This is a genomic window from Pseudomonas sp. NPDC089395 (assembly GCF_044749525.1).
Lineage (GTDB): Bacteria > Pseudomonadota > Gammaproteobacteria > Pseudomonadales > Pseudomonadaceae > Aquipseudomonas.
Genome location: NZ_JBIVID010000014.1, coordinates 14,966 through 41,569, shown reverse-complemented (window position 1 = coordinate 41,569; position 26,604 = coordinate 14,966). Strand labels below are relative to the sequence as shown.

14 protein-coding genes and 5 tRNA genes are annotated in these 26,604 nt (G+C 59.4%); 8 read left to right on the top strand and 11 right to left on the bottom strand.

Annotated elements, in window-relative coordinates; all coding sequences use genetic code 11:
* The first annotated feature begins 303 nt into the window (after positions 1-303).
* The 3 genes from ACIPZG_RS23810 to ACIPZG_RS23800 all read left to right on the top strand — a co-directional run bounded on the left by ACIPZG_RS23810 (position 304) and on the right by ACIPZG_RS23800 (position 2,258).
* Complete coding sequence (locus ACIPZG_RS23810; protein WP_400717455.1) at positions 304-849, top strand: fimbrial protein; 546 nt, start codon at positions 304-306, stop codon at positions 847-849.
* Positions 850-914: 65 nt separating this feature from the next.
* Positions 915-1,640: a molecular chaperone gene (locus ACIPZG_RS23805; RefSeq protein ID WP_400717453.1), complete on the top strand. Its 726-nt coding sequence runs from the start codon at positions 915-917 to the stop codon at positions 1,638-1,640.
* Positions 1,641-1,718: 78 nt separating this feature from the next.
* Positions 1,719-2,258: a fimbrial protein gene (locus ACIPZG_RS23800; RefSeq protein WP_400717450.1), complete on the top strand. Its 540-nt coding sequence runs from the start codon at positions 1,719-1,721 to the stop codon at positions 2,256-2,258.
* A 49-nt stretch (positions 2,259-2,307) separates the two neighbouring features.
* Here the strand turns inward: ACIPZG_RS23800 and ACIPZG_RS23795 are convergent, their stop codons facing one another.
* The 4 genes from ACIPZG_RS23795 to ACIPZG_RS23780 all read right to left on the bottom strand — a co-directional run bounded on the left by ACIPZG_RS23795 (position 2,308) and on the right by ACIPZG_RS23780 (position 13,447).
* Positions 2,308-6,174, bottom strand: a complete 3,867-nt coding sequence (locus tag ACIPZG_RS23795; RefSeq protein ID WP_400717448.1) for a sugar-binding protein — start codon at positions 6,172-6,174, stop codon at positions 2,308-2,310.
* 75 nt (positions 6,175-6,249) lie between these two features.
* Complete coding sequence (locus ACIPZG_RS23790) at positions 6,250-9,096, bottom strand: hypothetical protein (RefSeq protein ID WP_400717446.1); 2,847 nt, start codon at positions 9,094-9,096, stop codon at positions 6,250-6,252.
* 1 nt (position 9,097) lies between these two features.
* Entirely contained in the window at positions 9,098-11,563 is a 2,466-nt protein-coding gene (locus ACIPZG_RS23785; protein ID WP_400717444.1) for a hypothetical protein, read from the bottom strand.
* Positions 11,564-11,632: 69 nt separating this feature from the next.
* Entirely contained in the window at positions 11,633-13,447 is a 1,815-nt protein-coding gene (locus tag ACIPZG_RS23780) for a hypothetical protein (RefSeq protein ID WP_400717442.1), read from the bottom strand.
* A 296-nt stretch (positions 13,448-13,743) separates the two neighbouring features.
* Between ACIPZG_RS23780 and ACIPZG_RS23775 the strand changes: the two genes are divergently transcribed.
* The 4 genes from ACIPZG_RS23775 (at position 13,744) to ACIPZG_RS23760 (ending at position 23,282) form a co-directional block, all read left to right on the top strand.
* Positions 13,744-14,313 (top strand): hypothetical protein, encoded by a 570-nt coding sequence (locus tag ACIPZG_RS23775; protein WP_400717440.1) that lies wholly within the window; start codon positions 13,744-13,746, stop codon positions 14,311-14,313.
* Between the two features lie 2 nt (positions 14,314-14,315).
* A complete protein-coding gene (locus tag ACIPZG_RS23770; RefSeq protein ID WP_400717438.1) occupies positions 14,316-19,421 on the top strand; it encodes an RHS repeat domain-containing protein in 5,106 nt (1,701 codons plus the stop codon).
* 216 nt (positions 19,422-19,637) lie between these two features.
* Entirely contained in the window at positions 19,638-22,154 is a 2,517-nt protein-coding gene (locus ACIPZG_RS23765) for a fimbria/pilus outer membrane usher protein (RefSeq protein WP_400717436.1), read from the top strand.
* A gap of 45 nt (positions 22,155-22,199) precedes the next feature.
* Positions 22,200-23,282 carry a fimbrial protein gene (locus tag ACIPZG_RS23760; protein WP_400717433.1) on the top strand — a complete coding sequence of 361 codons (1,083 nt, stop codon included), beginning with the start codon at positions 22,200-22,202 and terminating at the stop codon, positions 23,280-23,282.
* Positions 23,283-23,378: 96 nt separating this feature from the next.
* Here the strand turns inward: ACIPZG_RS23760 and ACIPZG_RS23755 are convergent.
* From ACIPZG_RS23755 to ACIPZG_RS23735, 5 genes are all read right to left on the bottom strand, one after another.
* A tRNA-Gly gene (locus tag ACIPZG_RS23755) sits at positions 23,379-23,454 on the bottom strand.
* Between the two features lie 54 nt (positions 23,455-23,508).
* A tRNA-Gly gene (locus ACIPZG_RS23750) sits at positions 23,509-23,584 on the bottom strand.
* A 3-nt stretch (positions 23,585-23,587) separates the two neighbouring features.
* A tRNA-Glu gene (locus ACIPZG_RS23745) sits at positions 23,588-23,663 on the bottom strand.
* Between the two features lie 92 nt (positions 23,664-23,755).
* Positions 23,756-23,831, bottom strand: a tRNA-Gly gene (locus ACIPZG_RS23740).
* A 2-nt stretch (positions 23,832-23,833) separates the two neighbouring features.
* A tRNA-Glu gene (locus ACIPZG_RS23735) sits at positions 23,834-23,909 on the bottom strand.
* 318 nt (positions 23,910-24,227) lie between these two features.
* On the opposite strand from ACIPZG_RS23735, the gene ACIPZG_RS23730 reads away from it, so the two are divergent.
* A complete protein-coding gene (locus ACIPZG_RS23730) occupies positions 24,228-24,995 on the top strand; it encodes a hypothetical protein (protein ID WP_400717430.1) in 768 nt (255 codons plus the stop codon).
* Positions 24,996-25,102: 107 nt separating this feature from the next.
* Here ACIPZG_RS23730 and ACIPZG_RS23725 read toward each other — a convergent pair whose 3' ends face one another.
* Together ACIPZG_RS23725 and ACIPZG_RS23720 are read right to left on the bottom strand one after the other, a co-directional pair.
* Positions 25,103-25,585, bottom strand: coding sequence for a GAF domain-containing protein (locus ACIPZG_RS23725; RefSeq protein WP_400642833.1), 483 nt, complete (start codon positions 25,583-25,585; stop codon positions 25,103-25,105).
* A complete protein-coding gene (locus ACIPZG_RS23720) occupies positions 25,586-26,473 on the bottom strand; it encodes an ATP-binding protein (protein WP_400717428.1) in 888 nt (295 codons plus the stop codon).
* Positions 26,474-26,604 lie beyond the last annotated feature (131 nt).

Genomic DNA, 26,604 nt, shown 5'->3' with positions numbered 1-26,604 from the left:
ACCCTGTCTTCCATCTGACTGAGTGCTCAGTGCAGCGCAATAAGAGAACCTTGAAAACTGGCATTTTTATCAGTTGTTTTAACTATCCACTCAGCACTTAATGAAGGTGTGCTCGCCAGCCCTCAGAACATGATTTTGACAAGTCCAATTGTTAAGACTTTCCCTGGCATTCATCGGATTTTTCCTACGCACATTAAGTTTTTATCGGCTTACTCTTCGCGCTCCCCTGCCGGCCAGTTGTTCGGCAGAAATTCAAAGGACGAAAAACGTCCCGCCCACAACTGTTCAACAGTGGAGTTCAATATGAAGAAGTCGCTTATCACCCTTGCTGTCGGGCTTGGCCTGGCCAGCAGCGCAGCATTCGCCAACACCGGTTCGATCAACTTCTACGGCCAGGTCCATGCCGGCACCTGCCCGATCGAAATCATCGACCCATCGACCGGCCTGCCGGTGGCCCGTGTCAACATGGGTAACGTCAGCGTTTCGCAGTTTGCGGACGTTGGCGACGAAGCCGCGTCGCGCGCCTTTGGCATGCGTATCACCCCAGGTGCCGGCTGCGTCGTCGCCCCTGGCAGCAATGCCAAGGTCACCTTCACTGCCGCCTATGGCGGTGCGGGTGCAGGTGGTGCGCTGTATGCGCTGGAGCCAGGTGGGGCCAATGACTTGGCCTTGACCATCAAGGACAATGCCGGTACGCCGGTGGCCAACGGCACTGCCTCCAAGGACTACCCGCTGCACGTCACGAATCCCACCACCATGATCTTCTCCGCGGCCTACAAGTCCATTGGCACCTCCGTGGGCCCGGGCCGCGCCAATACCGATGTGCAATTCCTTGTCGACATCCCATGAGAAAGCACCCCGGGCGGACTGGAGCCGCCCGGGGTTATCTCATCCCTTTCTGAAGGTATCGCCAGATGAACATTCACTTGCGCCGCCTTGCCTTGGGTATTTGCCTCGCAGCCATCCTGCAACCCGCACAGGCAGCGCTGACCGTCAACACCACACGTATCGTTTTCGACAGCGACAAACGCAGTACGTCAGTGGTGATCGCCAACCCCAGCCCGCGCCCCTACGCCGTCCAAAACTGGATCAATACAGCCAAGGACGATACCGATACAGCCGTCCCTCTGGCGACCTCGCCAGGGTTGTTCCGACTGGACCCTGGCAAAGAGCAGATGGTGCAGATCAACCGCCTGCCCAACACGCTGCCGGAGGATCGGGAAACACTGTTCTACCTGAATGTCCAGGAAATTCCCGAGATAACGCCTGAGGATGTAAATGTACTCAATATCGCACTGCGTACGCGCCTCAAGCTGTTCTACCGCCCCAGCCAATTGAAAGACCGCCCCACCGACCGCATCGGTGACCTTAAATGGTCCGTGCGTCAGGGCTCCGGGCGTGTCCAGCTGGTGGTAGACAACCCGACGCCCTACCACTACACGTTCGGTCGCCTGGAAGTCACTTCTGCCGGTAGCACCGAGGCTATCCAGGCCATGGCCATGGCTCCGCCGTTCGGCCAGCAGGTGTACGACCTTGCACGCATCAAGGCCGTCAACGGCTTGCAGCTGACCTTTACCACCATCAATGACTACGGGGTCGCCACCCCGGCGGTGCAGAAGTCACTGTCGAGCCGTCCCTGAGCATGCCCACCGAATGCCTGCGAACGAGCCCTCTGGGCTCGTTCGCTGTTGCGATTCACAGACGTCAAGGAACCTACCATGAAGCCCCTACTCATTGCCTTTGGACTCGCCATGGCCAGTCAACAAGCGCTGGCAAATACCGGCTCGATCAACTTCTTCGGCATGGTCGACAGCGGGACCTGCGCGATTGAAGTCATCGATCCTTCGACCGGCCTGCCCGTCAGCAGAATCTACATGGGCAACGTGAGCGCCAGCCAATTCAAGCAGGCCGATGACGAAGCAGCGAACCGCGCATTCGGCTTGCGCCTTACCCCCGGCAACGGCTGCATACTGGTGCCCGGCGCCATTGCCAGCGTCACCTTTACCGGAAATTACGGCGGCGCAGGTGCCAGCGGCACGCTGTATGCCCTGGAGCCGGGTGGCGCCAGCGGCCTGGCCTTGATCATCAAGGACAATGTCGGCGCACCGGTCGACAATGGGATAGCCTCCAAGGACTACCCCCTGCATGACAGCAAGCCTACCGACATGCTGTTTTCCGCCGCTTACAAAGCGACCAATACCCAGGTAACCGCCGGCTACGCCAACACTGATGTGCAATTCAGGGTGGACATACCGTAAGCCCCCGCAAAAAAATCGGGCCTCACGGCCCGATTTTCATTTCAACGCTTCATGCATCCTGGCCTGCCAGTCTGTCCAAAGGATCGTAGCTATAGCCGCTACCGTCGTAGCTGCTCAAGCGGCCCAGGGCGTCATACGTCAACCCCTTGCCTTTGTCGTCGAGCTTCAGGTTGCCATCATCGTCGTATTCCAGCGTAAAGTCGGCGTAATCAGCGTGCGTGTTGGTCACGCCTGTCAATTGCGCAGGGTCTTCATTTTCGAACAGGTAGGTGGCCTCGTTAGCGCCCTTGCTACCGTCCTCTTCCTCAAAATCGGTCAGTACCCAGGTAATGTTATCGAGTGCATCAAACTCGAAATACTGCTGACGGATGGTCTTTCCAGCCGGGTCTTTCGGACTATGGGAAAGCAGCCCTGCACAGATGTACTCATCCAGACGGCCGCGCAGGTCATACTTGTACGTTTCCTCACGCAAGACACTGCCATTTTCGCTCAAGCTTTTCGACGTGATCTGGTCAAGCACAGTGTATGCCTGAGTCAGTTCCTGAACACCCTGCACCAGCAGCCCGGCCTCCTCAACAAGCGCCTGCACGTCTTCATTGGCGAACTCGAAGCCTTCGATCGGCGCCTCGACCAAGGTATTCAAGAATACGAACCGACGCAGGCTTTCCCGCCCTTGATGGTCATACTCCAGTTCCGTGGCCAGCCCTTGGGTTCCATCCAGGGTAAGGATGCATTGGGTATTGCTCAGACCGTCATAGAAGAACCGGCTGCTGGTGCTCCCCAACGTGGTCAGCTGCAACAGGCCACTGGCATAGTAGTCGTAGGTCTGCATCTGGCCGAGGACATCCTTGTAGAACAACTGGCGCCCCAGCAGGCTGGTGCCATATTCCATGGACCAGCTCTCGTCCCCGATCGTGCGGGTTTCCCCTTTGATTTCGCCCGTGCTGAAATAGGCCCGGGACAGCTCCTCCCCCTCCTCCTTGCACCAGGTAAGCCGTGCATTATGCGGATCGTACTGGTAATCCGCCTGTTTACCCGGAATGCGCCGCACTTCAGGGTCCTCCCCCAACTGCGGAAGGTAGTCATACTCGATGACGTTGCCAGCGGCCGTTTTCACTTTGCTCGGCCTGGTCTGGCCCGGCTCATAGTGCATGTGCCGTGGCCGCCCGCCGGTAATGGAGGTGATCATGCGGTTCAGACCGTCGAACACCTGCTCCCCCAACACGGTGCCTGCGACGCTGATACTGATCGGCAGGTCTTCGCTACTGTGCCCGGCATATTCCCGGTGGACCACGGACCTGTCCGCCAGCGTCTGATCGACCAGGCGGCCGAAGGCATCATAAGAAGAGCGGGTAACCGCATTGCGCGCATCGACTTCCCGCACATTACGTCCCAGCCCATCGTAGAAATACTCATGCTTGCCGTACAGCTTGTCCGCAAGGTCGAACCGCCGAACCAGGGCAGGCTGCTCGAAGAGGTTCAACCAGGTGATGGTCTTGCCCAGGCTCAGCGCGCCATCGGCGGACTCGCTCCAGCGGGTCTGGGTTGGCAGGAAGCCCGCAGGGTCGCTACCAGCAGGGTTGGAACCGATCGGATCATCCACCTGGAACTGCTTGACCCCATCCGGCCCGGTCTCGCAGGACTGCTGGCCCCAATCGTCGTAGTCATACTGGGTGGCCAGCGGCAGTTGCTGATCGCCTTTCCAGTCGTATTCGATCGCTTCGGTCAACTGGCCAAGTTCATCGTAGGTAAATGCGTTGCGGGGGCGGAAGACCTGATGCAGCCGGGTATCTTCAGCGTCCGCATCGTGACGCTCCTCGCTGGCCACGCGCCCCAGGCCGTCGATCAACGAGCGGATGGCAACCTCCTTGACGTCCACCCGGGTTTGCGACGCCTGCTCGCCTGGCCCGCTCACAAGCCCGTACTCATACGTGCGCGATGCCTTGTAGGTGTCGTCATTGGGCGATACCGTCTCGCGAATTACCCGGCGCAACGCATCGTACGCGTATTCGATTTCGACATCGTTGTCGTCGCGATTGAGCAGCGGTTCGCCAATGAGGATCGAATCCTTGAGCGTGATCATCTTGCAAACATGCCGAGGCTGGCCGCTTTCGGGGTCGGTAACCCCATGGTCGAAACCGGTCACCTGCTGCTCCGTCACCAGCACAGGATGCCCGTCGAGGGATTCCTTGCTGTAAGTAAAATCGGTCTTGGTAGTTTTCCCCCCCATGAGCAGGGTTTGCAGCAACGGTCGACCATGGCGCAGCAGATCGTCAGGCTCGTCGATCGACTGGGTCGTGGTGACTTGCAGTGCAGCGTGCTCTACCTCGCCCACCACTTCGCAGAGGCTTTCCTGCGTCGGGACCAGCCAATCGAGTGCGGGCGGTTTAGACGAGGCATCTGGGTAGCGAACCCTTGCGAGCGCGTCGTACTGGAAGCTTCTGCGCAATACAGGTGCAGGCGCGTCTCCACCCGCTGCAGGATACTCCGTCACGCTCTTCTGGTTGCGCACGAACCCGTCCGGGTCGGGCGGGCAGCCCTCGTCACCTTCGGCAGGGTAATACTCGATGACGGTTCGCTGCCCGGAGGGCAGGGTTTGTTCGATCAGATTGCCATGCAGGTCATACTCCGTCCTGCTGGCAGGCTCGTAGCGAACCCTGTCGGCATCATTTGTCAACGACCAACTCCGGGCTTGTTCAAGCGGTAGCTGGAAGTTGTTCAGCTGATTGTCGAATTCAGTTGCGGTATTACCGTGATAGGTCGTGTTGTTGGTAAGTTGGTTCACGCCTTGCACAACAACTTCACTCACCTGTAAGTGAAAACGGTTGTACACGCGCTGAGTGGTGCGCAGTATCTGGTCTTGACCCTCCGCGCCCTTGCCGCATTGATGAGCTGTGCTGGCATACAGGTAAGTGGAGCGGGCGCGATAAAGGTTGTCTTCGCCATCGTCACGCCAGCTGACGCCGCTGCCGTTACCTACAAAGTTGTGCGGCACCTCAATATTGTCTTCCTTGATGGTGTAGGTGTAGGTGGTTTTCATCGACGGCTGCCCGGCGCCAGGATTGACCACATGGGAGGTCACCCGGGGTATCGCTGCTCGCGTTCCGCCGCCTGGCAGCAGGTGGCCTGTATCGCCATTTTCCCCGTAGCGGATATCTTCCACGCTACCGTAGGGCGTCGAAACCTTGGCCAGGCAAGTCAGGCCAAAGGCGGTGGTATATTCGAAACGCCAGTTGCCACCCGCTTCGGCCGGCAAGGTAACCTCGCGCAATTGCTGATTGGTCAGGATGAGCTTGTATTGTGCCAGCGGCTTGTTGCCACCGTTGGCATTGGGGTGCAGATCGAGGGTCACTGTGTCGCCGTAGGTGATTTTCAGCAGCTCCAGACCCGTGCCGTCGACAATACGCTCCAGCCATTGGTCATCGGGTGTATAGCTCAGCAGAATGCGGTGGCCGGAAGCGGCGCGCACCTCGGAAGGTAACGCAACGGCATTTTCCTCGCTCCCGTATACGCTGAGGACCTCTTCCATATAGGACTTGTGAACGACCCGATACTGTTGCTTGTTGCCCGCACTGTCATCAAAAAAGCGGAAGTTTTCGACCTTTCTCTCTCGAATCGTTGGCTCCTCACCAGAGCCCGTGACCTTGTAGCTTTCCCCGGTGTGAAGACGCAGCATGCGCGTTCCGGGGACATACTGGGTGAGGTCGATGTACCAGCCGCGGCCAAAGCCGACGTTCTTGTCGCTGAACGGGTTGAACACCAAGCGAATCGGCAGATCAGGTCCGATCTGGTCATTACCGACCAGCGAGGGCATGTTGATACTCAATGCATACTGCCCGGTGCGTGGATCGACATTGTTTTGCACGAAGCCAGCGGCATTGAAAGCATTGGAATGAAGTACTGTCTCGATAGCCATGTTATTGAGCATCCTGATAGGTTGTATAACGAGCGGGCCTTGGCGCCACCTGGGCGCCAAGGCCAGACGCCGTGGTCAACGAAGGAAAAGTTTCAGCTTGTCGCGATCGGCCAGCCCTTCCTTGGCTTCGTCTCCGGTGACGCCATAGGCAAACGTCAACGGATGGAAGTTGCCTTCCACATCCAACAGCTCAAGGAGCAGCTCCTTTTCCAATGCCGGGGGGTAGGGGAGGTCCTGCTCAACGCTCCTGAACTTGAAGTCATCCACCCGGTGCAGGCTAAGCATCAACTGACCGGCGCCCGGCCCCTTGTCCGGCAGCAGTTTCGGCACTGTATGCGAGCGATGCTTCGCCATGCGGTAGAAGAGCCCATCGAACAACAACCCCTCATTGACGGTGCGGTCGGCCGACTGGAAGGAGAAGCCGGTGTAACTGGCGAAATGGTCGTCGTCCAGATGCGACGACCAGCGCACGCTCGATTTGATATCGGCTGCCTTGATGCCCAGGTGGGCAAACTTGGTCACCCTGCCTTCACTGATGACGTGTTCAAGCAGCCAGTAGTCGGTACTGTTGTCGACGTAAGCGAACTCATCACCATCGGACGGTGACTCATCCCCGGCCACGCGAGTGCGCTTGAACGAATAAGACTCCGAGGTGAAGGACGGTAGGTCCAGACCTTGCAGCTCGATTCTGCCTTGCTCACCCTTTTTCTCCGACAGCACCCATTGGCCTGTGTCGGTGTTCTGCATCGCCGCATACAGGGTAATTTTCCCAGGCTTGCGGGAGTGGATGTAGAACCTGCGCCTTCTGATCTCCCCCAAGCGCTCGCTCGATTCATCCCTCATTGGAACTTGCCGGTTGATCCGGTTCGGGGTGTTGTTGACCGCCCATTTATCTTCACTTGCAGCGTCCAGCGCTTCTTCATACGGTGCGAGGAAAGCTAGTTCCTTGTTGGTGCCCACCTCCAGAAACTTCAACGTCGCGAGATCCGCGTCGGAGATTTCGATCGGTTGACCGTTTTCATCGTCCGAAGCGGCCACGACCACCTCGACTTCGATCTGCTGCCAGCCGTTGGCGTAGCACTTGGGTGCACTGAGGGCTTTGAGTTCGAAGGTGCTGAGGTCCGTCCAGGACATCAAACCCGCCGAGGCCTTGCGGCCCTCGCTGAACTCTACGATGGCATAGCCGGTGCGGTCATTGCCGTCATCCGCGGCGACCACCGCAATGGGCAATTGCGGCGCGTCCGGTGGGGTATAGACGTCGCCGACGAACTTCCCCTCCCCATACACGGTCCAGGTCACCGGCCTGACGGACTCTACCGTGAACTGCGTGGGTTGTACCGATTGCCGCTGTGGCACATGGAACGGCACCGGGTGCAAGGACGCAACCCACCTGATCACCACCACCGCGCACTCAGCGCTTTCTCCGCTTTTCCGGTCGGTGCACCTGATTCGCTGGATACGAAGATCCGGGGTTTCTTTAGGGGGCGGATAAGGCGTGAAGATTGCCCGCCCATCGCCCAGGTCCTCAAGCTCGCCCAGCTCATCGTCAAGCGACTGGATACGTTGCTCACCCGCTGACAAACGCACAGCCCCCACCAGGCTCCACTCCAGCGTACCGTTGTCCGTGCTGGAGGCACGCAGCGCGATCGGCTCGTGACCTTGAACCCAGGTAGCGACACGCGGAGCGGCCAGCACCGCCCGGGCGCTTTCCATCACCAAGGCGTTCCGACGCCCCTCGCCACCCGCTTCGGGGAAGGTAGCGGTCACCAGCACCATCTGCTGGTCCTCGGCGAAACTGGCCACGGCACGCGGGCTGTAGGAAGCACCGTTAAAGGTGCCGGAAACCGCCGGACGCCTCAGGTTATTGGCCGACCATTGCACTGGTCCGGTTGCGCCTTGGGCTTTGAAAGCAATGGTTTGTCCCGAAACGACGGTGGCAAAACCGGGCTCAACACTGACGGTCTGTGCACCTTCTCGCCAAACACCGCCCAGTACCAGATCGACGCCTGGCTTTGAGTCATTGATGACAAACTCGTAGCCGCTGGCCAAGGTGAACGTCTTCAGCACATCCTGCACTTGTCCGGCGCCCAGGTCGCCGATATCTGGAACGAGGATCAAGGTACCCGGCAGGCCGTCCGCGTCCTCGGGGATCGGATAGGGGAAGTCGATGGTCGGGTCGGGCTGCCCCCCCGCGCGCAGGTCGATCCCCAGTTTCATGAAGACCAGCACGGCGCCATCGCCATGGCGCGGGCTGCCTTCATCCTGCCCCCAGGGTGCCGGCATGGTCCGCACGAGGAACTGCTCCGGGCTCAGCGGGTAATAATCGTCCATGCTGAAGCGGCCCAGGGAGTAGGTGCGCTGGTAAGCCCGCATGTAGCTGATCGCCTCTTGCAGGCGGCGGCCAATCATGATGTTGACATAGTCGTTGGGCCCCAGGTTGGTGGAAAACTTGTCAGCAGTGGCCAGGTCCAGCACCAGCGAGGTATATCGGCTACTCACCGGCCGCTCGGCCCGCACAGCCAACGGCGCTTCGACCCGATAGCCCATGGCTTCGCTGATGGTGAAGCTCTCCACGACGCGCGCGGGCTTGCCAGGGACATGCACCACCCGCCTATATTCCCCGGCGATGATGTTCATCCGCAGCATCATGTCCTGGCTGAAGCGTGTGGCGTTCTCGAAGCCGACCTGGGGCGCCCCCAGGATCAGCCCTTCCAACGCAACGCTGATTCGCCCCCCTTCGTCCAGGTCGGCCTCCAGGCTGATCGGGGGGGGGGCTCCGAAGTCACCCAGCGCTTCAAGAAACTGCTCACGCAGTCCGAGGTCGATGATCCTGCGGTCCAGGGCAAGCACGCCTCCCCAGCCAAGTCGTACCGAAGTGTCCTGGTTTTGTTGCGGCAGAGCCTGTGTGATGTCATTGGCCATGTCACACCTCCTTGATTGCCGGGCTGAGCAGATCGGCGTAGCGGTGACTGGTAATGAACGGCAAAGGCAAGATGACGTAGTCGTGTGTATCAGAGTCCTCTCCGTTATCGTAAAACGCCGAGACGATGGCGTACTGTTCATCAGCCCCTGCTTTGGGCGTGTACACGCGAGTAGCCTGATCGACCTCTCCACTGCCTTTTAGCACTGTCCATTCGACAGGCTCGGGAACATCGATCTTTTTACCGCCGCGGTCGAGCCGATAAAACGGCAGCGCCACGCTGCCATCTGCCTTGGCTTCAGGTTCCATCCAGTAGTTGGCGTTCTTAGGGCCAATGACCAGTATGTCGATGGTTGCTTCCGGGCCTCCCGCCGTCGGCCGAACGGTGATCGGGACCAGGCGCATCCCCATTTGGTAGAGCGGGTCTCCTTCGTTCCATTGAGGCAGCCTTGGCGGCGCGGTGTACTTGTAACCAAGCGGGTTCAAGGGGTCATCATCGGGTACTAAGGTGCCTAGCTCCGGCTCATCCCATGTCAGTGCGGCGCCATCCGGGGTACCTGCACTCAGCTTATGGCTTTTGCCCACCGCTAATGACGTTACCCACGGGTTTACCGAAACCTGGCTTTGCACCACGCTGACCAGTGCCTTGCTGACCCTATCCCCGTCCGTGGCCGTGACGATCACCCGACGCTGGCCTTCTTCACGCAGAGCATCATCGGAGGGGGCCGTGTATCGCCCTTTGGATGGATCTTTGAACTCCCCAGTGTCACCCGACTCGCCGGGGAGGTTTTGCACTTCCCAGATGACACTGCCGGTTGCAGACTCGGCCTTGAAATCGAACGTCTGACCGCTTGCCACGATCACTTCCGTCGGGCTGACGACCAGGGTGGTGCGCTTGGGTGCGAGGTTGCCGAGCAGGGTCAGGTCGGTTGGCAGGGCCACGTCGCGGGGCGCTACGACGTCTGCACTGCGGAACAGCAGATTGTTCAGACGCAAGGGGTCAATCACTAACGACATGCCCCTTAGCTCTTCCATTTTGGTGCGCACGAAAGGACGTACCTGCTCTTTCACACGAGCTAGCAATATCTCACCCATTTCCAGAATTGCCGGATGCGACCCCAGACCCTTAATACTCACCTCGTCAGTCGCATTGAAATTCTCAATCTCCAACTTTACCCGCTCGCTGCCGCCTTCACCGTCAACAATAACAAAACGATAAGAGGCTTGAACATTTACTGATACATGAACCTCAGGGTAAAGCGTAACAGGAGGAAGGTGCCCGCCACCGACCACGCTACCCCAACCACGGGATATTAATGGCAGGCTGCGCCAGTTTGCCTTCAGCATCCCGCCCTCAAATGTCCATTCGGAATCCTTAGCGAAAATATTGATGTCCACCCATTCAAGACTCAGTTTCGCTTCCCACCAATCAGCCCCCCCATTACCTCGGCTCTGCTCGAATCCCAACTGGAATCTAACATCGTTCGCTTGACTGGCAACCAATTTATAAAGGCCATCACCCAGGCGCTTACTGACAAACTTTCCTCGCAACCACTCCAGCTGGTCGAGACCCAGCGTAATGATTGTGTCCGCCAAAAACTTCTGCCCCAACACGATGTTAGCGGTGTAGGGCTCAACCGCCGCAGGCAGCATGTACAGCATCGAGGCATCATCATGTGGATAGTTCCCATTGTCACTTCCTCGCATGGCAATGAACACAACCACTGCGCCGTTACCATAGGCTTCACTGCCGAGCACGGTCGCCCCTGGCGCCGCATGGGTGCGAATACCGAAGACACCTGGCTGCACAGGCGATGCGTCGTCGTTGACCAGCTCGCTGAGCTCGAACTGTGTCAATGCACCGTTTTCCTTTTTCCACTGATCGAAAATCTCTTTGAAATACACTCCCAGCTCAATCCTCTCAAGCTCGGTCCCTGCCCCACTGAAAAGATGATTGACGCCTTTGCTCAAATCCAAGAGCACTTTGCCACTCTCGCTGACGGAGCCCGCTACTGCCTCCAGCCTGATATCCATTTGCAAGAAGTCACCGACAGCAGCGTTGAGTACCGAAAGGCGCGATATGCTCCTGACCGGTTCGCCATCATGGAAGGTTTCGATCACTTCCAAGTATTTGCCGCCCACCAGGCGCATCAGCATTTTGCCTTTGGATTCTTGGATGCTGGCATTCTCGAAAGAGAGCCGCGGTTTATCCAGCACCAGCCCGAGCATGACATGTTCGATGCCATTACCCGCATCCACCCTATCATCGGGCAGTTTCGGAAATTGCTTGTCGTCAATAGCGATCCGATCAATATATTCTTGCGCCAACAGGGTATTGGTGGCCGCCCTGTCGAACACCAGTAGCGCATCCCATTCCAGGGTTTTCGCACCCTTGGACATTTCTTCAAGAAAGTCTTCAAGCGATTGGGTGCCTGCTTCTTGAGTCGGTGTAAGCAACTTAATGTTCATCGATCTTCATCTCCAGTTTTCATGCAACCGGCATGGCCATACCTCCGTCATGACCGGTCGCGTCGTGGTTCAGCGTGACTTTCTTGGGGTAAGGCGCAGTGGGGTCAGCAAGTGCCAACTATCGCCCTGGTCGAAGCTGACTCGCCCGTTCACGGTGTACTGCGTGTTATCGCTCAACGCGTCGTAAACCGGCCGGCTCAACCACTGCTGTATCCGTGCATTTGCATGTTCCGTAGCGGTAACGGGCACTGCATTGCGTAAAACAGCGCCGTCCTCGATGGCCAGGGTGAAAAGCTGGCCTTGCGCTGCGAAGGGCCACAGGAGTGCCCCGGACACGTCGAGCATTGCACCGTTGGCCAGGAGCTTGGACTGGTAAAGATCGCCGTTGAATTCAGCTTGCAGGCAATTGATGGTGCTCTTCAGATCCACCGGTACGACACGCAGGCTCACGGCCGCAGAAGGCGCGGAGCGCACTCCATCCTTGTCGACGATGTGGTAGAACACCGTGAACCGCCTGCCTTCGACTTCCCCCGGTTGGTGCATGTTGGCGGCCACCACGTCTGGGTCGATCTTGTAGCGTCGGCCGCCTTCCTGGACTGGCGTAGCGGTAATCTGCCTCCCGCCCTTCTCATGACCCTGCCAGTGGACTTCAAAGTGCTCACCTGGGCGCAAGGGAACATCCGGCACCTGCACATAGGCCCCGAGAATCGCCCGCTCCGCTGCTAGCCTCTGCGTGCCCGGCGTATCTGCTTCGGTACGTTCAATGACTGGCGCGGCAAGGCTGCGCGAGGTTTCGAACTCGACGAGCAAGGCGCTGGAGGTCAACGCATGCCCCTTACGCGCAAACTGGTAGAACACCTCATGCTCGCCCGGCTCGAGCAGCTCGGCGCCTATCTGGAACACGACCTCGTCGGTATCCAGGCAGCTCACATCCATGCGTGCAAACTGCACCACAGGCTCGAGCTGGATAGGGCTGCGCCAGTGCAGCAGCAGGTAGTCGCCCACCTGGATACCCGGATACACAGGCACCCGAACGGTTACCCCATCGGGGAACTGGCCAGGGTCCAGCGGCGGCCCTTTGAAATCATCAACTGTGGGTTCGATCAAAGGGTCGACTGGGCTCGGCGCCCTTGCTACTGCAAATTCCTGCACCGGTGATTCAATTTCCTGCCCAGTGCCCGCCAGCGTGATGGTGTATTGGAACTCCACCCTGCCATCCTGGACACGAATGAAATGCGACTTGGCAACTTGCCACTGCAATGGCTCGCCGAAGTTGTCTTTGGTCACCTCATGAACTTCGCTGGCCGGCGGCGTTACTTCCTCGCCTGACGCGTTGAACTTGCGCCCCACCAGTTCGATGCGGTCGCCAATCTGCATTGCGCGGTAGCGTGGCGCCAGCAAGCGTACGCCCTCGTCCGCGGCGACAATCACGCGATCATGGGACTCACGGGCCTGCGCCACCGACAACGTTTCGGCACCACCACGGTCGCGTAACCCCAGGTAGCAAAAGACACGCATTGAATCCGGCGTGGACTCTTCTGCATCATCGACTTTATAAGATAGAAATGCCCACCCACCTTTGAAGGGCTCTACAAAACGGTTGCTGATGTAGGCTGTCATTTCTTTCGAAGTGTCGTATTCCACCGGCACTTCGACCTTCGCATCAAGCTCGTCGAAGGGTGTGCCATCGGCCGCCACACCGCGCCAGACAGGGAAGATAACTTGACCAAATCGGATATCCGCATCCTTGATGAGAAACGACAGATCTTGGCCATTCAAGGCTTCGACATCGATCTCACCCAACGCGTTTTGCATCGGAATTTCAGGGGCGGGATTAGGGGGGGATTGTTCAGCCCCGTACTCCACTGAACGTGTGGGCGCCATGAACGTACTCCTAGCGGGTTGAAGATGCCCCTAGTTTTACGGCGCCCTGCAAATACTGGCTACTGGCAGAAATGACAGGTAAGACACACCTGATAAATCTACCAGGTGACAACGCCAGTTAGATGTGCACAAAGTTGAAAGTTAACACCAAGCACTTACCGCACCTGTTAATTCTGACAGGTGCCACAACAGGGCAAGTTCAATAAGCTCTGAACGGACAATGCCTCGTTGTTTGACGCACGGCTCAGCCCAAGTTCTTTGTCCGATCAAGCCACCCAGAAAGGGAGCCCTATCACATGAAACCCCTACACTACCGCCTCTTTGCCATCACCTCACCCATTAAGCAGGTATTGTTGACCGCCCCCTTACTTATAACGGGTGCTGTCGCCCTTGCCGCCAGCAATACCGAGACAACCCACGCGGATCCGACGCCCGTGCTCGCCCTGTATCAAACCGTGGATAACAATACCGAGCCCGCTTGCGCGTTCGACCTGCCTGCACTGGGCAGCGGCACCACCGCGAAATTCTTTCCGAAGAAAACCTGTCCCGAGGTCGAGGACGACCCTATCGAGCCCCACGCAATACGCATTCGAAACATGCCGATCGCGTCGAAGTTTCTGCTGACCGACAACGAGCGTTGTGAAAAAACCGACAGCGCCTGGGTAGAGCTTGAAACGACCCGCGCCAACGCATCGCTGGAAAAACTGGGCATCGACAAGATCTGGACCTACTCGGGTTACTTGACCAACGCCGGTCTCGACAGCAATGCCCCTAGCCGCGGGTTCAAGGTCATCGCGAGGGGCAACCCGATCAAGCAAGGCGAACTTACCTGCGTCACAGTCTCCACCTCCGTCGGGAGCAAATAACCATGGCCAATTCAGCCGTAGTACACAGCAACGCCACCAACTTCCAGAGCTTCGTGCAGAACCATGTGGACCAACGCACCGGCCAGTACAACCTGGCCATCGACCTGCAAGCGCCGACCGGCAATGACCTGACCGGCCCCAACCTGCCCTTGCGCCTGTCGTTCAGTCCGTTCAACAACGCGGACTCAGGTTTCGGCAAAGGCTGGAATTTGGCCATGACCCAGTACGTGCCAGGCACCCGAATGCTGACCCTGCACACCGGGGAAAGCTACAAGGTGACAGGCACCGGCAAACAACCGTCCATCCGTGAAAAAAAAATTCACAGCTTCCATTTTTACGATGACAGCGAGGGCGACAAGCAAAAGTACCGTGTGGTGCACAAGTCCGGCCTTGAGGAAATTCTCACCCTGCATGGCGACCTCAACCCCATCGCCCTGCCCAAACACGTCAGGGCCCCTTCCGGCCATGCGATAACGCTCAGCTACGCCCCTGACAGCCAGCAGCTGGAAAGGATCGTCGATGACAATGGCACGCTTCTGCTCGAACTGAAGTACACCGAGGGCCGGGTAACGATCGATGCGCATCCCGGCGCTGGGGGCAATGGCCAGCCGTTCATGCGCTACATGCTGGAACTGACGAACCGGGCATTGGTCGAGGTAAAGCTGCCACCCGAGGTTGGCGGCAACTGGCGCTTCGGCTATACCACCGCCTTCGGCCTGACCTGCCTGGCGAAAATCTCTACCCCCCTCGGCGCCGTGGAGGAAATCCGCTACGGCGAGGATAACGACACAGGCCATGTACTGCCTGGCAGCCAACCGCGCAGGGTCTTGCCGCGAGTAACCAGCCATGTAGTCAAACCCCGCGCCGATCAGCCGCCGCTGAAAACGACCTACACCTACAAACACTGCGACCCGGAAAACAACCTCGAGGTGGATCACAGTTTTGTCGGCAGCAACAGCAATGTCAGCTGGCGCGACGACGGCGAGGACAACCTGTACCGAGCGCAATCCTCCTACCGCTATAGCGTCACCGCCCATTACTGGAAAGAGGGCCAGGTAGCGCGAAAACAGACGCAGACGTTCAACCGCTATCACCTGATGACCCTGCAAACGCTCGAGGAAGAGGGCCATATCGAAGAAACCGAAACCGTCTTCCATGAACTACCAGGCAACAGCTTCGACGATCAACCCCGCTTTTTCCAGCTGCCCAAGACCATCACCAAGCGCTGGAAGCTGCGCAAGCACCCCAGCATGCTTCACGAGGAAACCGCGACCACCCTCTATGACGATTACGGCAACGTCACCGAGGAGACCTCCCCCACGGGTGTGCGCGTCTGCTACGAGTATTACGGCGAGAATGGCGAAAAGGACGACGACACCTGTGCCTGCCCGCCCGACCCGCAGGGCTTTGTGCGCAACGTCAAGTGCAAGACGGTTTACCCCGTGCAAGGTCTGCCCGGCGACGCCCCCGTGCAACGCACCCGCTTGAAGTACAAGGCCTACCCGGCCCTGTCCAGCCTCGGCGAGAAGAGCGAATGGCTTGCGCCTTGCGAGGAAACGGTGGTGCAAGTGCTCAAGGCTGACGAGCCCGACGAGAGCGAACAACTGCTGATGAAGGTGGAACGGGCCTACCTGAACACGCCTGACAATGCCTTCCTGCATGGCCGCCCGGACCACCAGGTGACCACCCGCTATGGTGACGACAGCGCAAACCCCGTACGCCGGGCCATCCAAAGCCGCAGTGCACGTATCGAATGGGAATACCGCAAGGTCGTAGACGAGGAACATGGCCTGGAATACTGGACCGATGAAACCGTGTCCGGCTTCGACCTGGTGCAGAAAACCACCCGCCTGGCCGTCTCGGGCCTGCATGGCCAGACCGTGTACGAAGAAGATGACACCGGCAACAACATCCGTCGTCGCTACGACCCGCTCGCCCGCCTGGTGGAAGAAATCGTTGCGCCAGGCCAGGGCGTGGACGAGGCCAAGGTCACCCACGCCTACGGCTTGGTCACTCACCCAGAAAAAGGCGCTGCAGGGCTGGCCTCGCAGTCGGTAACCGGCAGTACGGGCGTAAGTACTTTCGTCACCTTCGACGGCTGCAGCCGGGTGGTGACAGAAGAGCGCGAAACGGAAGTTCGTAATGCCCCCGATGCCGCGCCGGGCGCTGAAAAAACACGGCAACGTAAAGTAGTTGCACGGCGCAAGTACGATGAACTGGGCCAACTGAGCAAAGAAACCACGTTCGACTACTACGACGACAAGACCCTGAAGCTGACCTCCACCTACGAATACGATGCCTGGAGCCAACTGTGCAAGACCACCTTGCCCAACGGCGCCACCCAGCACAGCAAGTACTCGCCGTTCGGTGAAACAGGTGACATCGTCACCCGCTGGATTGAAACGCCCGACAAACCGGGTGTTCGCCAGCAGCAGGAGGTGAGTGAGACCAATCGCTTCGACAAGCTGGAGGTTCAGTACCGTCTGGACGGTGCAGGCGAAACCGTTGGTCGCCACAACTTCAGTTACGATGGCCTAGGGCGTTGCATCAGCGAAGAACACGCCTTTAAACGGGCAGGCAGGCCGGTCAGTAGAATCAGCAAGTTCACGTACGATTCCGAGGGCCGGGTGACACGTACCGAACGTCCCGACCAGTCGGCCGTCCTCAGCCATTTCGCGCTGCACAGCGCTGCCCCGCTGGCCGAGCAACTGTTTGTCGAGCGGCGCAAAGGTGCTGAACCCACCCTCGCCTGGCAACGGGACTACGATGGCCTTGAGCGCCTGAAGTCGATGACAGCCGGCCGGCAAAAGGAGTCATACACCTACAAGAGCAACACCTCGCTGGTTGAAACGCGCACTACCGCAGCGCCACGCACCTTCACCTACCACTACCGCCCAGCACGTTCCGCACAACCCGAGCGTATCGAGGTGAACTCACAGACTGCAACGTTCGATTACGACCCCAGAACGGCTGCAATCAGTAGCGCCAGCGACGCACAAGGCAAGCACGCCTATACCTACACCGATCAAGGTTACCTGCTGAAAACCCAATGGGAGGATAAGGACGCCAAGGGTTTCCACTGCGACTACCGCAACTCGCTGCAGGGCCTGCCATTGGGCTATAGCGAAAGCGACGGCGTCCAGGTGTGCCACGCCTACAATGACCTGGGCCAGCTGGAACAAACCCGCCAGGGCGACCTGGTTGCCACATTCCAGTACGACACGGTTGGACGACTCTGGATAACCACAACCGAAGACCTGGCCAATAAGCAGGTCCTGTTGTGCGAGCAGACCTACGACGACCTTGGCCGGGAAAAGAAACGCGAACAGACCCTTACCCGGCACGATGGCTCCTCGCTCACCCAAAGCATCGAGCTGGAGTGGCAGGAAGATGACCAGCTGCGTAGCCGCACCCTCACCCGAGACGGCCAGCAATTGTTGCTGGAAACCTTCGCCTACGATGCACTCGACCGGCTGGAGGAACACACTTGCCAAGGCACCAGCCTGCCGCGAAGCGCTGCTGGGCGCGCTATCAAGAATCAGTATTTCGTCTACGACGAATTGAACAATCTTACCGAGTGCTACACCGATTTTGCCGACGGTGCATCGGACGAGGCTTTCTACACCTATGACGGCTTCATCCTGAAACTGGCAGAGCACTCGCTGCAACCCGATTACCCGGCCAGTCAGGATTTCGAACATGACGCCGACGGCAACCTCTTGAACGATGAGCAGGGAAACCGGCTGGTTTACGACGACCATGGACGCCTGATCGAAGTGCAGCGTGCCAGCGACGGGCAACCCCTCTACCGCTACCGTTACGACGGCCACAACGATCTGATCGGCGTACGCCATGAGCAAGCAGCGGAAGTGTCGCGACGCTACCAGGGTTACCGGGTGACCAGCACACGCGATGCCGACCTGCTCACCGAGTACCTGTACGCAGGCGAGCGCCCTCTGGGCTTGCAACGCCCGGCCCAAACGGCAGACAACCGATTGTTCGTGACGGATGCGGCAAACAGCGTGATGGGTGAATGCAGCCGCGACGAACTGCACGACAATGCGTATACCGCCTATGGTGATTCACCGGACAACGACAAGCTGGTGGGGCTGCTCGGCTTCAACGGCGAAGCCCGCGAACGGGCATTGGGCTGGTCGCTGCTGGGGCGTGGCTACCGTGCCTACAACCCAGGGCTGATGCGTTTCCTCAGCCCGGATTCGGCGGCGCCAGAACAGGCGGGTATCAACCCGTATGTCTACTGTGGCGGCAACCCGGTCAACTGGCACGACCCAAGCGGCCACTACGGCATGCGGCACAGCATGGAGGCGCCGTACGTTCCGCCCAAACCCCTGAAGCCCAAGGCTGACTGGCGATCCTGGCTTGGCGTGGCCCTGGGGGCGGTGTTTGCAGTGGTCAGCTTCATGATCCTGCCGCCAGTAGGCCTGACCATGGCCTTCGCCTTCGGCGCCGCCAGCCTCGCGATCGACGTGGCTGCCACGGCTGTCGCTGTGGGGGCGCTGGTGACAGGGAGCACTGCGGCTAATGACTGGGCGTTCTGGCTGGGGATTGCCAGTGCGCTGAGTACGTTGGGGATCATGGGGTATAGCAATTTGGGGGCGAAAGGGGCGAGCAGTGCCACCAGTGTTGGTACGCAGACAACTGAAAGTTCAACTTCGCTGAAGATACCGAGGGCGCGACTTCGCACAACCTTCGGCCCACGTAAATTGGGTGATCTTCCGTCAAGTGTTGGATCGGGAAGAGCAGGAGGTTCAATACCCATTAGGAGAGGAATCCATCTACCTGCGGCCAACGGCCCTTCTGCACAATCCTTGAACAGAGTGACCGTAAGTATCTCTGATGACATAACCATAATTCCAGCGCCAGATTATGGTTCGGTCAGTAGTGCTTCCTCCACAGCTTCAAACTCATCAATTGGTTCCTACAGACTGGAGGAATTATTTGCGGAGCCGATAAGCGCCACTTCACCGCCCACTCCTATTGCACAACCACCGCAAGCAAGCAACGGCTCTATATTGGGCTTCCGGAAAATCAATGGGAAATGGGTACCTGGCGGACCCAGCACCTACATCCCCGTCAACGTCAACTAAATGACAAGGCGGCCAATCTCTATTTTGGCCGCCTCTCTTACCGAACACTGCCAAGAACTGTTGAATTATTTAGGGTGAACATCGGATTTTTCCTACATGAATCATTCATCTAGGACCGTACTGTGCGCCCTGATTTTTCTCCAGATGAAGCAGTGAAATTCAATATCTGACAGAGAAAAGGCCCTCAAGCGACATTTACATTAACGGTGTCTGAGCATGTTTAAACCCACCCAGCGCCGGCATTTGCCGATTCGTCTTGGCGCACCCCTGTTTCTACCCATGGCAGGTTGCGGCCTATTGTTTCTGCTCACTGATCTGACCCTTGCTGAAGAACGCCCCCAGCAATTCAACCCCAACTTCATGCGTCAGACGCCTGGGCATTCCAGCGACGCCAGCGTCGCCGCCCTGAGCACCCTGGCTACTCAAGCTACCCTGGCGCCCGGCCGCTACCAGGTTGAAGTACTGGTCAACCTGGCCCCAGCGGGCAAGCATGAAATCGACTTCCGTGAGCGCAGCGACGGCAAGGGCCTGGAGCCCTGCCTCAGCGCCGGCCTGCTGCGCGAACTGGGCCTGCGTGAAGAGGGCCTTACCGAGCCACTGCCCGATGATGAGCGCTGCGTCGACCTGCCCGCCCTGGTACCCGATGCCACCTACGACCTGGACCCCGGCCAGCTCCAGCTGGCGCTGTCCATCCCGCAGATCGCCCTGCGCCGCGATGTGGCCGGCAGCGTCGCGCCCGAGCGCTGGGACAACGGCATCAACGCCGCTTTCGTCAGCTACCAGGCCTCCGCGCAACATTTCACCGGCGCCGCAGGTACCTCGAACAGCAGCCAGGACCTGAACCTCAACACGGGTATCAACCTGAACGGCTGGCGGCTGCGCAGCAGCCAGAGCTGGCGCGACGACGGCGAAGGCCAGGATTGGACGCACTTCAACACCTACGCCCAGCACGACCTGCCCGGCCAGTGGGGCACCGTCACCCTGGGCGAAACCTTCAGCAATGGCGATGTGTTCCGCAGTTTGCCCATCAAAGGGGTGCAGCTGGCCACCGACATGGGCATGCTGCCCGACGTGATGCAAAGCTACGCACCGGTGATCCGCGGCGTGGCCCAGAGCCGGGCCAAGCTCGAGGTGCTGCAGAACGGCTATCCGATCTACTCCACCTACGTTGCCCCGGGCCCATACGAAATCAACGATCTGGGTGTCGGCGGCAGCAGTGGCGACCTGGAGATCGTCCTCACCGAGGCCGATGGCCAGGTGCGCCGTTTCATCCAGCCCTACTCCACCCTCAGCAACCTGCTGCGTGACGGCGTTTGGCGCTACAACCTGGTTGCCGGGCGCTATGACGGCGCCGACGGCATCGACGCCCCCGCACTGTGGCAAGCCACCCTGGCCCGCGGCGGCAAGTGGGGCACCACGCTGTATGGCGGATTGCTCGGCAGCGAGTACTACAACGCCGCCAACCTTGGCATCGCGCGCGACTTCGGCACCCTCGGCGCGGTATCGCTGGACGTGACCCAGGCCCGTACCGACCTGGGCGACCAAGGCGGCCAGGTGCAGGGTCAAAGTTACGCTGTGCGCTACGGTAAAGCCTTCCAGACCGGCACCAGCCTGCGTTTCGCCGGCTACCGCTACTCCACCGAGGGCTATCGCGAGTTCGACGAAGCCGTGCAGCAGCGCAACGCATCCAGCCGCTACCAGGGCAATCGCCGCAGCCGCGTGGAAAGCTCGATCTACCAGGCGTTCGGCAACCGCAACTCGCTGAGCCTGACCCTGTCCCAGGACGATTACTGGCACACCAACCGCCAACGACGTCAGTACCAGTTCCAGTTCAACACCCAGTACCGCCGGGTCAGCTTCAACCTATATGCCTCGCAATCCTTGAGCGACGACAGCGGCAGCGACCGAATCGTTGGCCTGGGCGTCACCCTCCCACTCGATTGGGGCACTTCGACCACCGCCGGTTTCGACGTGCAGGAAAGCAACGGCCGCTTCAGCGAACGCGCCACCCTGAACGGCGGCTCCGAGGACAACCGCCTGAGCTACCTGGCATCGCTGGCCAACGATGAGCAACAGAACAAGACCGCTTCGATGTCGATGGGTTACCAGACGTCGAAGGTGAACGTGGGTGCCGGCTACACCGAAGCGAATGATTTCCGCAGTGTTTCCGTCAATGCCAGTGGCGCAGTGCTGGCGCACGCCGACGGCATCGTCCTGGGGCAATACCTGGGCGAAACCACGGCACTGGTGCATGTGCCCGACGTGCCTGGCGTGGGCGTCGACAACGTGCCCGGCGGCAGCACCGACAGCAACGGCTACATCCTGGCCCCCCACATGCGCCCCTACCGAGTCAACCAGGTGACCCTGCAAACCGACCAGCTCGGCCCGGACGTGGAAATCGAAAACGGCGCGACCCAGGTAGTTCCCCGCCGGGGCGCGGTCGCCCTGGCAGCCTTCAAGGCCCGCCAGGTCAGCCGCTTGATCTTGAACCTGCAACATGCCGACGGCCGCCCGCTGCCCTTTGGTACCCAAGTCAACGACCAGCAGGGCAATCACCTCGCGGTAGTGGGCCAGGCCGGTCAGGCGCTGATTGCAACAGAGGCCCAGGCCCAGACACTGGAAGCGCGCTGGGGCGAACGTGCCGAGCAGCGCTGTGTGTTGTCGATCGACCCGGCCAAGATGCCGGAAGAGCAAGGCTACCGCCTTCAGACTTTGCGCTGCCCTACCCCATGACCCAGCCCATGCGCCGACGCCGCATGCCTGCAAGAGGAACCGACCATGCTCCCTTTTTCACGCTTTTTCCTCAGCATCGCCACCGCCACGGCGATGCTGACATTGGCAAGCCCGGCCCAAGCGGACGCGCTTTGCGAGTGGCCAACGACCACAGGCCCTTTGCAGTTCACGCACAACCTCGCTGGCATGAAGTGGGTGGCACGCGACGCGCCAATTGGTAGCAAGATCTTCTCCGCAACTTCGACTGGGGTGGCCGGCCCCGGTTTTGCCTTGAAGTGTGACAACGACGGGTCGCGACGACTGACAGCCAACATGAGCACGCCATTGCCTATCGCTCCAGGCACCTTCCCCCCTGTCGACGGCAAGGATGTCACGGGCAAGGTGATGCAGACCAGTATTCCGGGTGTAGGCCTCTACATGGAATTAGGCGGCTTCCTCAACGGCACAGACAGCACCTCTTTCCTGCCAAACGACGGGGGCATTGGGGCCATCCCCTATATTGGTGAAAACCAACGGAACATGTCACCCTCGTTCATGCTGATGCGCACGCTCATCATCAAGTACATGGCCTTGATCAAGACCGGCCCCATCCCCGCTGGCATGCATTCGTTCAACCAGGAGGTCATCAGGGGCGTGGTCAGCGATGTGGGGGATGCCGTCAGGCTGAACCTGGGCGGCCAGGTTCAACAGGCCCAGTGCACGCTCAGAGCCAACGCCGTCAGCGCCAACCCGGTGCAACTTGGCCGCCACGACATTGGCGACTTCAAAGGCCAGGGCACTACAACCAACCCGGTTGATTTTTTCATCACCCTAAACGACTGCGAAGACGACCCGGCAGGCAGCGTTGCCCGCGCATTCATGCGCCTGGATGGCGTGCACGGCTCGGTACCAGTGGACCGGGACATGGGATTGTTCACTCTGAACAATGATTCGGACGCCAGCGGCATCGGCATTCAGGTCCTGCGCAGCGACAATACCCCACTGAAACTGGAGGAGTTCGTGGATATGGTAGCCCTTACCCCCGGTATCACGCGCCTTGACCTGCGGGCCCGGTACTATCAGACCGAACCAACGGTTACCCCGGGCGATGCCACGGGCTCATTGAACTTTACGATTGAATACCGCTAAGGGGGGCCGGCCATCGCTATCAAGCCTTGGCCTGACCATTTCGAATGGAAAAAAAAACGCCCCAAGGAATTCTTGATTCCTTAGGGCGTTTTGTATTGGAGCGGGAAACGAGACTCGAACTCGCGACCCCGACCTTGGCAAGGTCGTGCTCTACCAACTGAGCTATTCCCGCATTTGAAGCTTTTACAACCTACTACACCGTCATGAACGCCATAGTTTTAGAAACTGGAGCGGGAAACGAGACTCGAACTCGCGACCCCGACCTTGGCAAGGTCGTGCTCTACCAACTGAGCTATTCCCGCAAATGGCGTCCCCTAGGGGACTCGAACCCCTGTTACCGCCGTGAAAGGGCGGTGTCCTAGGCCACTAGACGAAGGGGACACACAACACTTTTCAGTGCACCAGAACATGAACCTCACGATTCAGCCTGGATTTTCTTTTCCTGCCACGCCGTTAAGCGCTGCCGGAGAAACTGGAGCGGGAAACGAGACTCGAACTCGCGACCCCGACCTTGGCAAGGTCGTGCTCTACCAACTGAGCTATTCCCGCATTGGCGTCCCCTAGGGGACTCGAACCCCTGTTACCGCCGTGAAAGGGCGGTGTCCTAGGCCACTAGACGAAGGGGACACGCTACAAGCATTACTGCTTGCTTTCACTCCCTGCCGCGTTTCGCTGTGTGCTTTACGCTGCAAGTGGCGCGCATTCTATGGATGCTGTGAAAGGTCGTCAACCCTTTTCTAGAAATTTATTTAAATCAATGACTTCGCTCTCTATATGGGCTGTTCGCAAGCACCGTCCAAGGATTGGCGTTGATTTTCTGACGGCCTCGTCGCAAAGTGCCATCACTGTAGAAACCACCCGACCAGCCGACACAGCGTGACGTGGCAAGCGGGCAGGCCTGTTCGCTACACTCTCAATGTAAAACTTCCTGATGAGGCGTTAACGGTGACACCACTTCTGATCACACTGCTCATCGTTGCGGGTATCGCGTTGCTGATCGTGATCGGCTACCTCAACAACGTGGTCGAGAACAGCAAACTGGAACGCGCGCGGCTGAAGATCGAACTCGCCGACCGCCTGCGCCGCTGTGGCGAAATCACCGAGACCTTCCCCGGCCAGTTCATGACCCCGGCCCTCAAGCTGCTGCTGACCCGCCTGGAGCTCAACCTCAACCAGCGGCAACTGACGCTGGACAAGCACAATGCCGAACTCAAGGCGCGCATCGCGGAACTCGAAGACCTCATCGCCCAGGGCGAGCGAATCCCGGTGAACAACCCACCGAGCCCGATCCAGACCGAGGTCAAGGCCAAGGACGTGCGCTTCCTGCTCGAGGCCTTGCATACCCAGATCGTCAAGGCCGCCCAAGAGAACGTCCTGCAAACGACCGAGGCCAAGCATTGGGTAAAGGAGATTCGTCACCTGCTGGTGCTGCTGCATATCGAGTTCTTCAACAACCTTGGCCAGCAAGCGCTGCAGCAAGAGCAGCCGGGGCAAGCGCGGCTGGCGTTCGAGCGGGGCGTGCAGTACCTGCGCAAGCAGCCTGAACCAAAGGTGTATGAAGAGCAGCTGACCTATCTGGAGAAATTGCTGGCGCGGGCCAATGCCCAGGTGCTGGACCAGATGGAGCCGGCGGAGAATGACGAGAATGCGTTGACCCAGGGCTTGAAGACCGATGAGGACGAGACCTGGAAAAAGCGAGTGATCTACGACTGATTTTTCAGCACCGGCCTCATCGCGGATAAATCCGCTCCTACAGGTTCATCGCTGAACGTGTAGGAGCGGATTTATCCGCGATGAGGCCGGCACAGGCAAAACAGCAATCAGCAGTCAGTCAACGCCAGAAACACCGCCACCAACCGCTCCAGCCCCACCTGATCCCCCTCACTGAACCGCGCCAGCTTCGGGCTATCCAGGTCCAGCACGCCAATCAGCCTGCCCTCCTTCACCAGCGGAATCACCAGTTCGCTGTTCGACGCACTGTCACAGGCAATATGCCCCGGGAAGGCATGCACGTCTTCCACCCGCTGGGTTTGCCGGGTAGCCGCCGCCGCCCCGCACACACCCTTGCTGAACGGAATGCGCACACAGGCTACCTGCCCCTGGAACGGGCCAAGCACCAGCTCTTCATTGCGATTGAGGTAGAACCCCGCCCAGTTCAGGTCGTCCACCTGGTTATAGAGGAACGCCGAGAACTGCGCGGCATTGGCGATAAAGTCGCGCTCGTCGGCAAACAGCGCCTGCACTTGCGCAGCCAGCAGGTCATAGCCGTCGAGGCCGGTGCCACTGGCATTGAGGTCAATCATTTACTTCTGCTCCAACAATTGCAGTCCGACCCAATAGCGGGCGAACTGATAGGCACAACGGCCATTACGGTTACCGCGGCCGGTGGCCCAGCGCACGGCGAGGATGTCGAGTGCTTCGGTACGTTGCCAGGCCAGCCCGGCAGTGCCGGCCAACTGGCCGATCCAGTGCTCGACCACATCGAGGAAGTGTTCCTGGGTGAAGGGGTAGAACGACAGCCACAGGCCAAAACGGTCGGACAAGGCAATCTTGTCTTCCACCGCTTCGCTGGGGTGCAGCTCGCCATCGACGCGCTTCCAGTTCTCGTTGTCGCTTTCCTTCTCCGGCACCAGGTGGCGGCGGTTGGAGGTGGCGTACAGCAGCACGTTGTCCGGCGCCTGCTCCAGCGAGCCGTCTAGCACGCTCTTGAGCACCCGGTAGTCGCCCTCCCCGGCTTCGAACGACAGGTCGTCGCAGAACAGGATGAAGCGCTGCGGCAGCTTCTGCAGCTGTTCGACCACCCGTGGCAAGTCGGCCAGGTGATCGCGCTCGATTTCGATCAGGCGCAGCCCGACGCCAGCATGCTCGGCCAGCAAGGCGCGCACCAGCGACGATTTGCCGGTGCCGCGCGAGCCCCACAGCAAGGCGTGGTTGGCCGGCAGGCCGTGGATGAACTGGTGGGTGTTGCGGCCCAGCTGGTCACGTTGCTTGTCGACCCCGATCAGGTCGGTCAGGCGGATGTCCAGGCTGACTTCCAGCGGCATCAGGTAGCCCGTGCGGCCGTCGCGCTGCCAGCGCGCGGCCAGGGTGGTGGCCCAGTCGATGGTCGGGCGTGGCGCCGGCAACAGCGGTTCGAGAAGTGCCAGCACCGATTCTGCGCGTTCCAGGAAAGCATTCAAGCGAGCGTCCATGAGGACTCCTTCGGACTTCAGTTCTTTGGGGCCGCTTCGCCGCCCATCGCCTGTAGGAGCGGCCTTGCGTCGCGAAAGGGTCGCAAAGCGGCCCCAGGGACCAGCCGCGTAGCTGAAATTGCCGGGGGCTG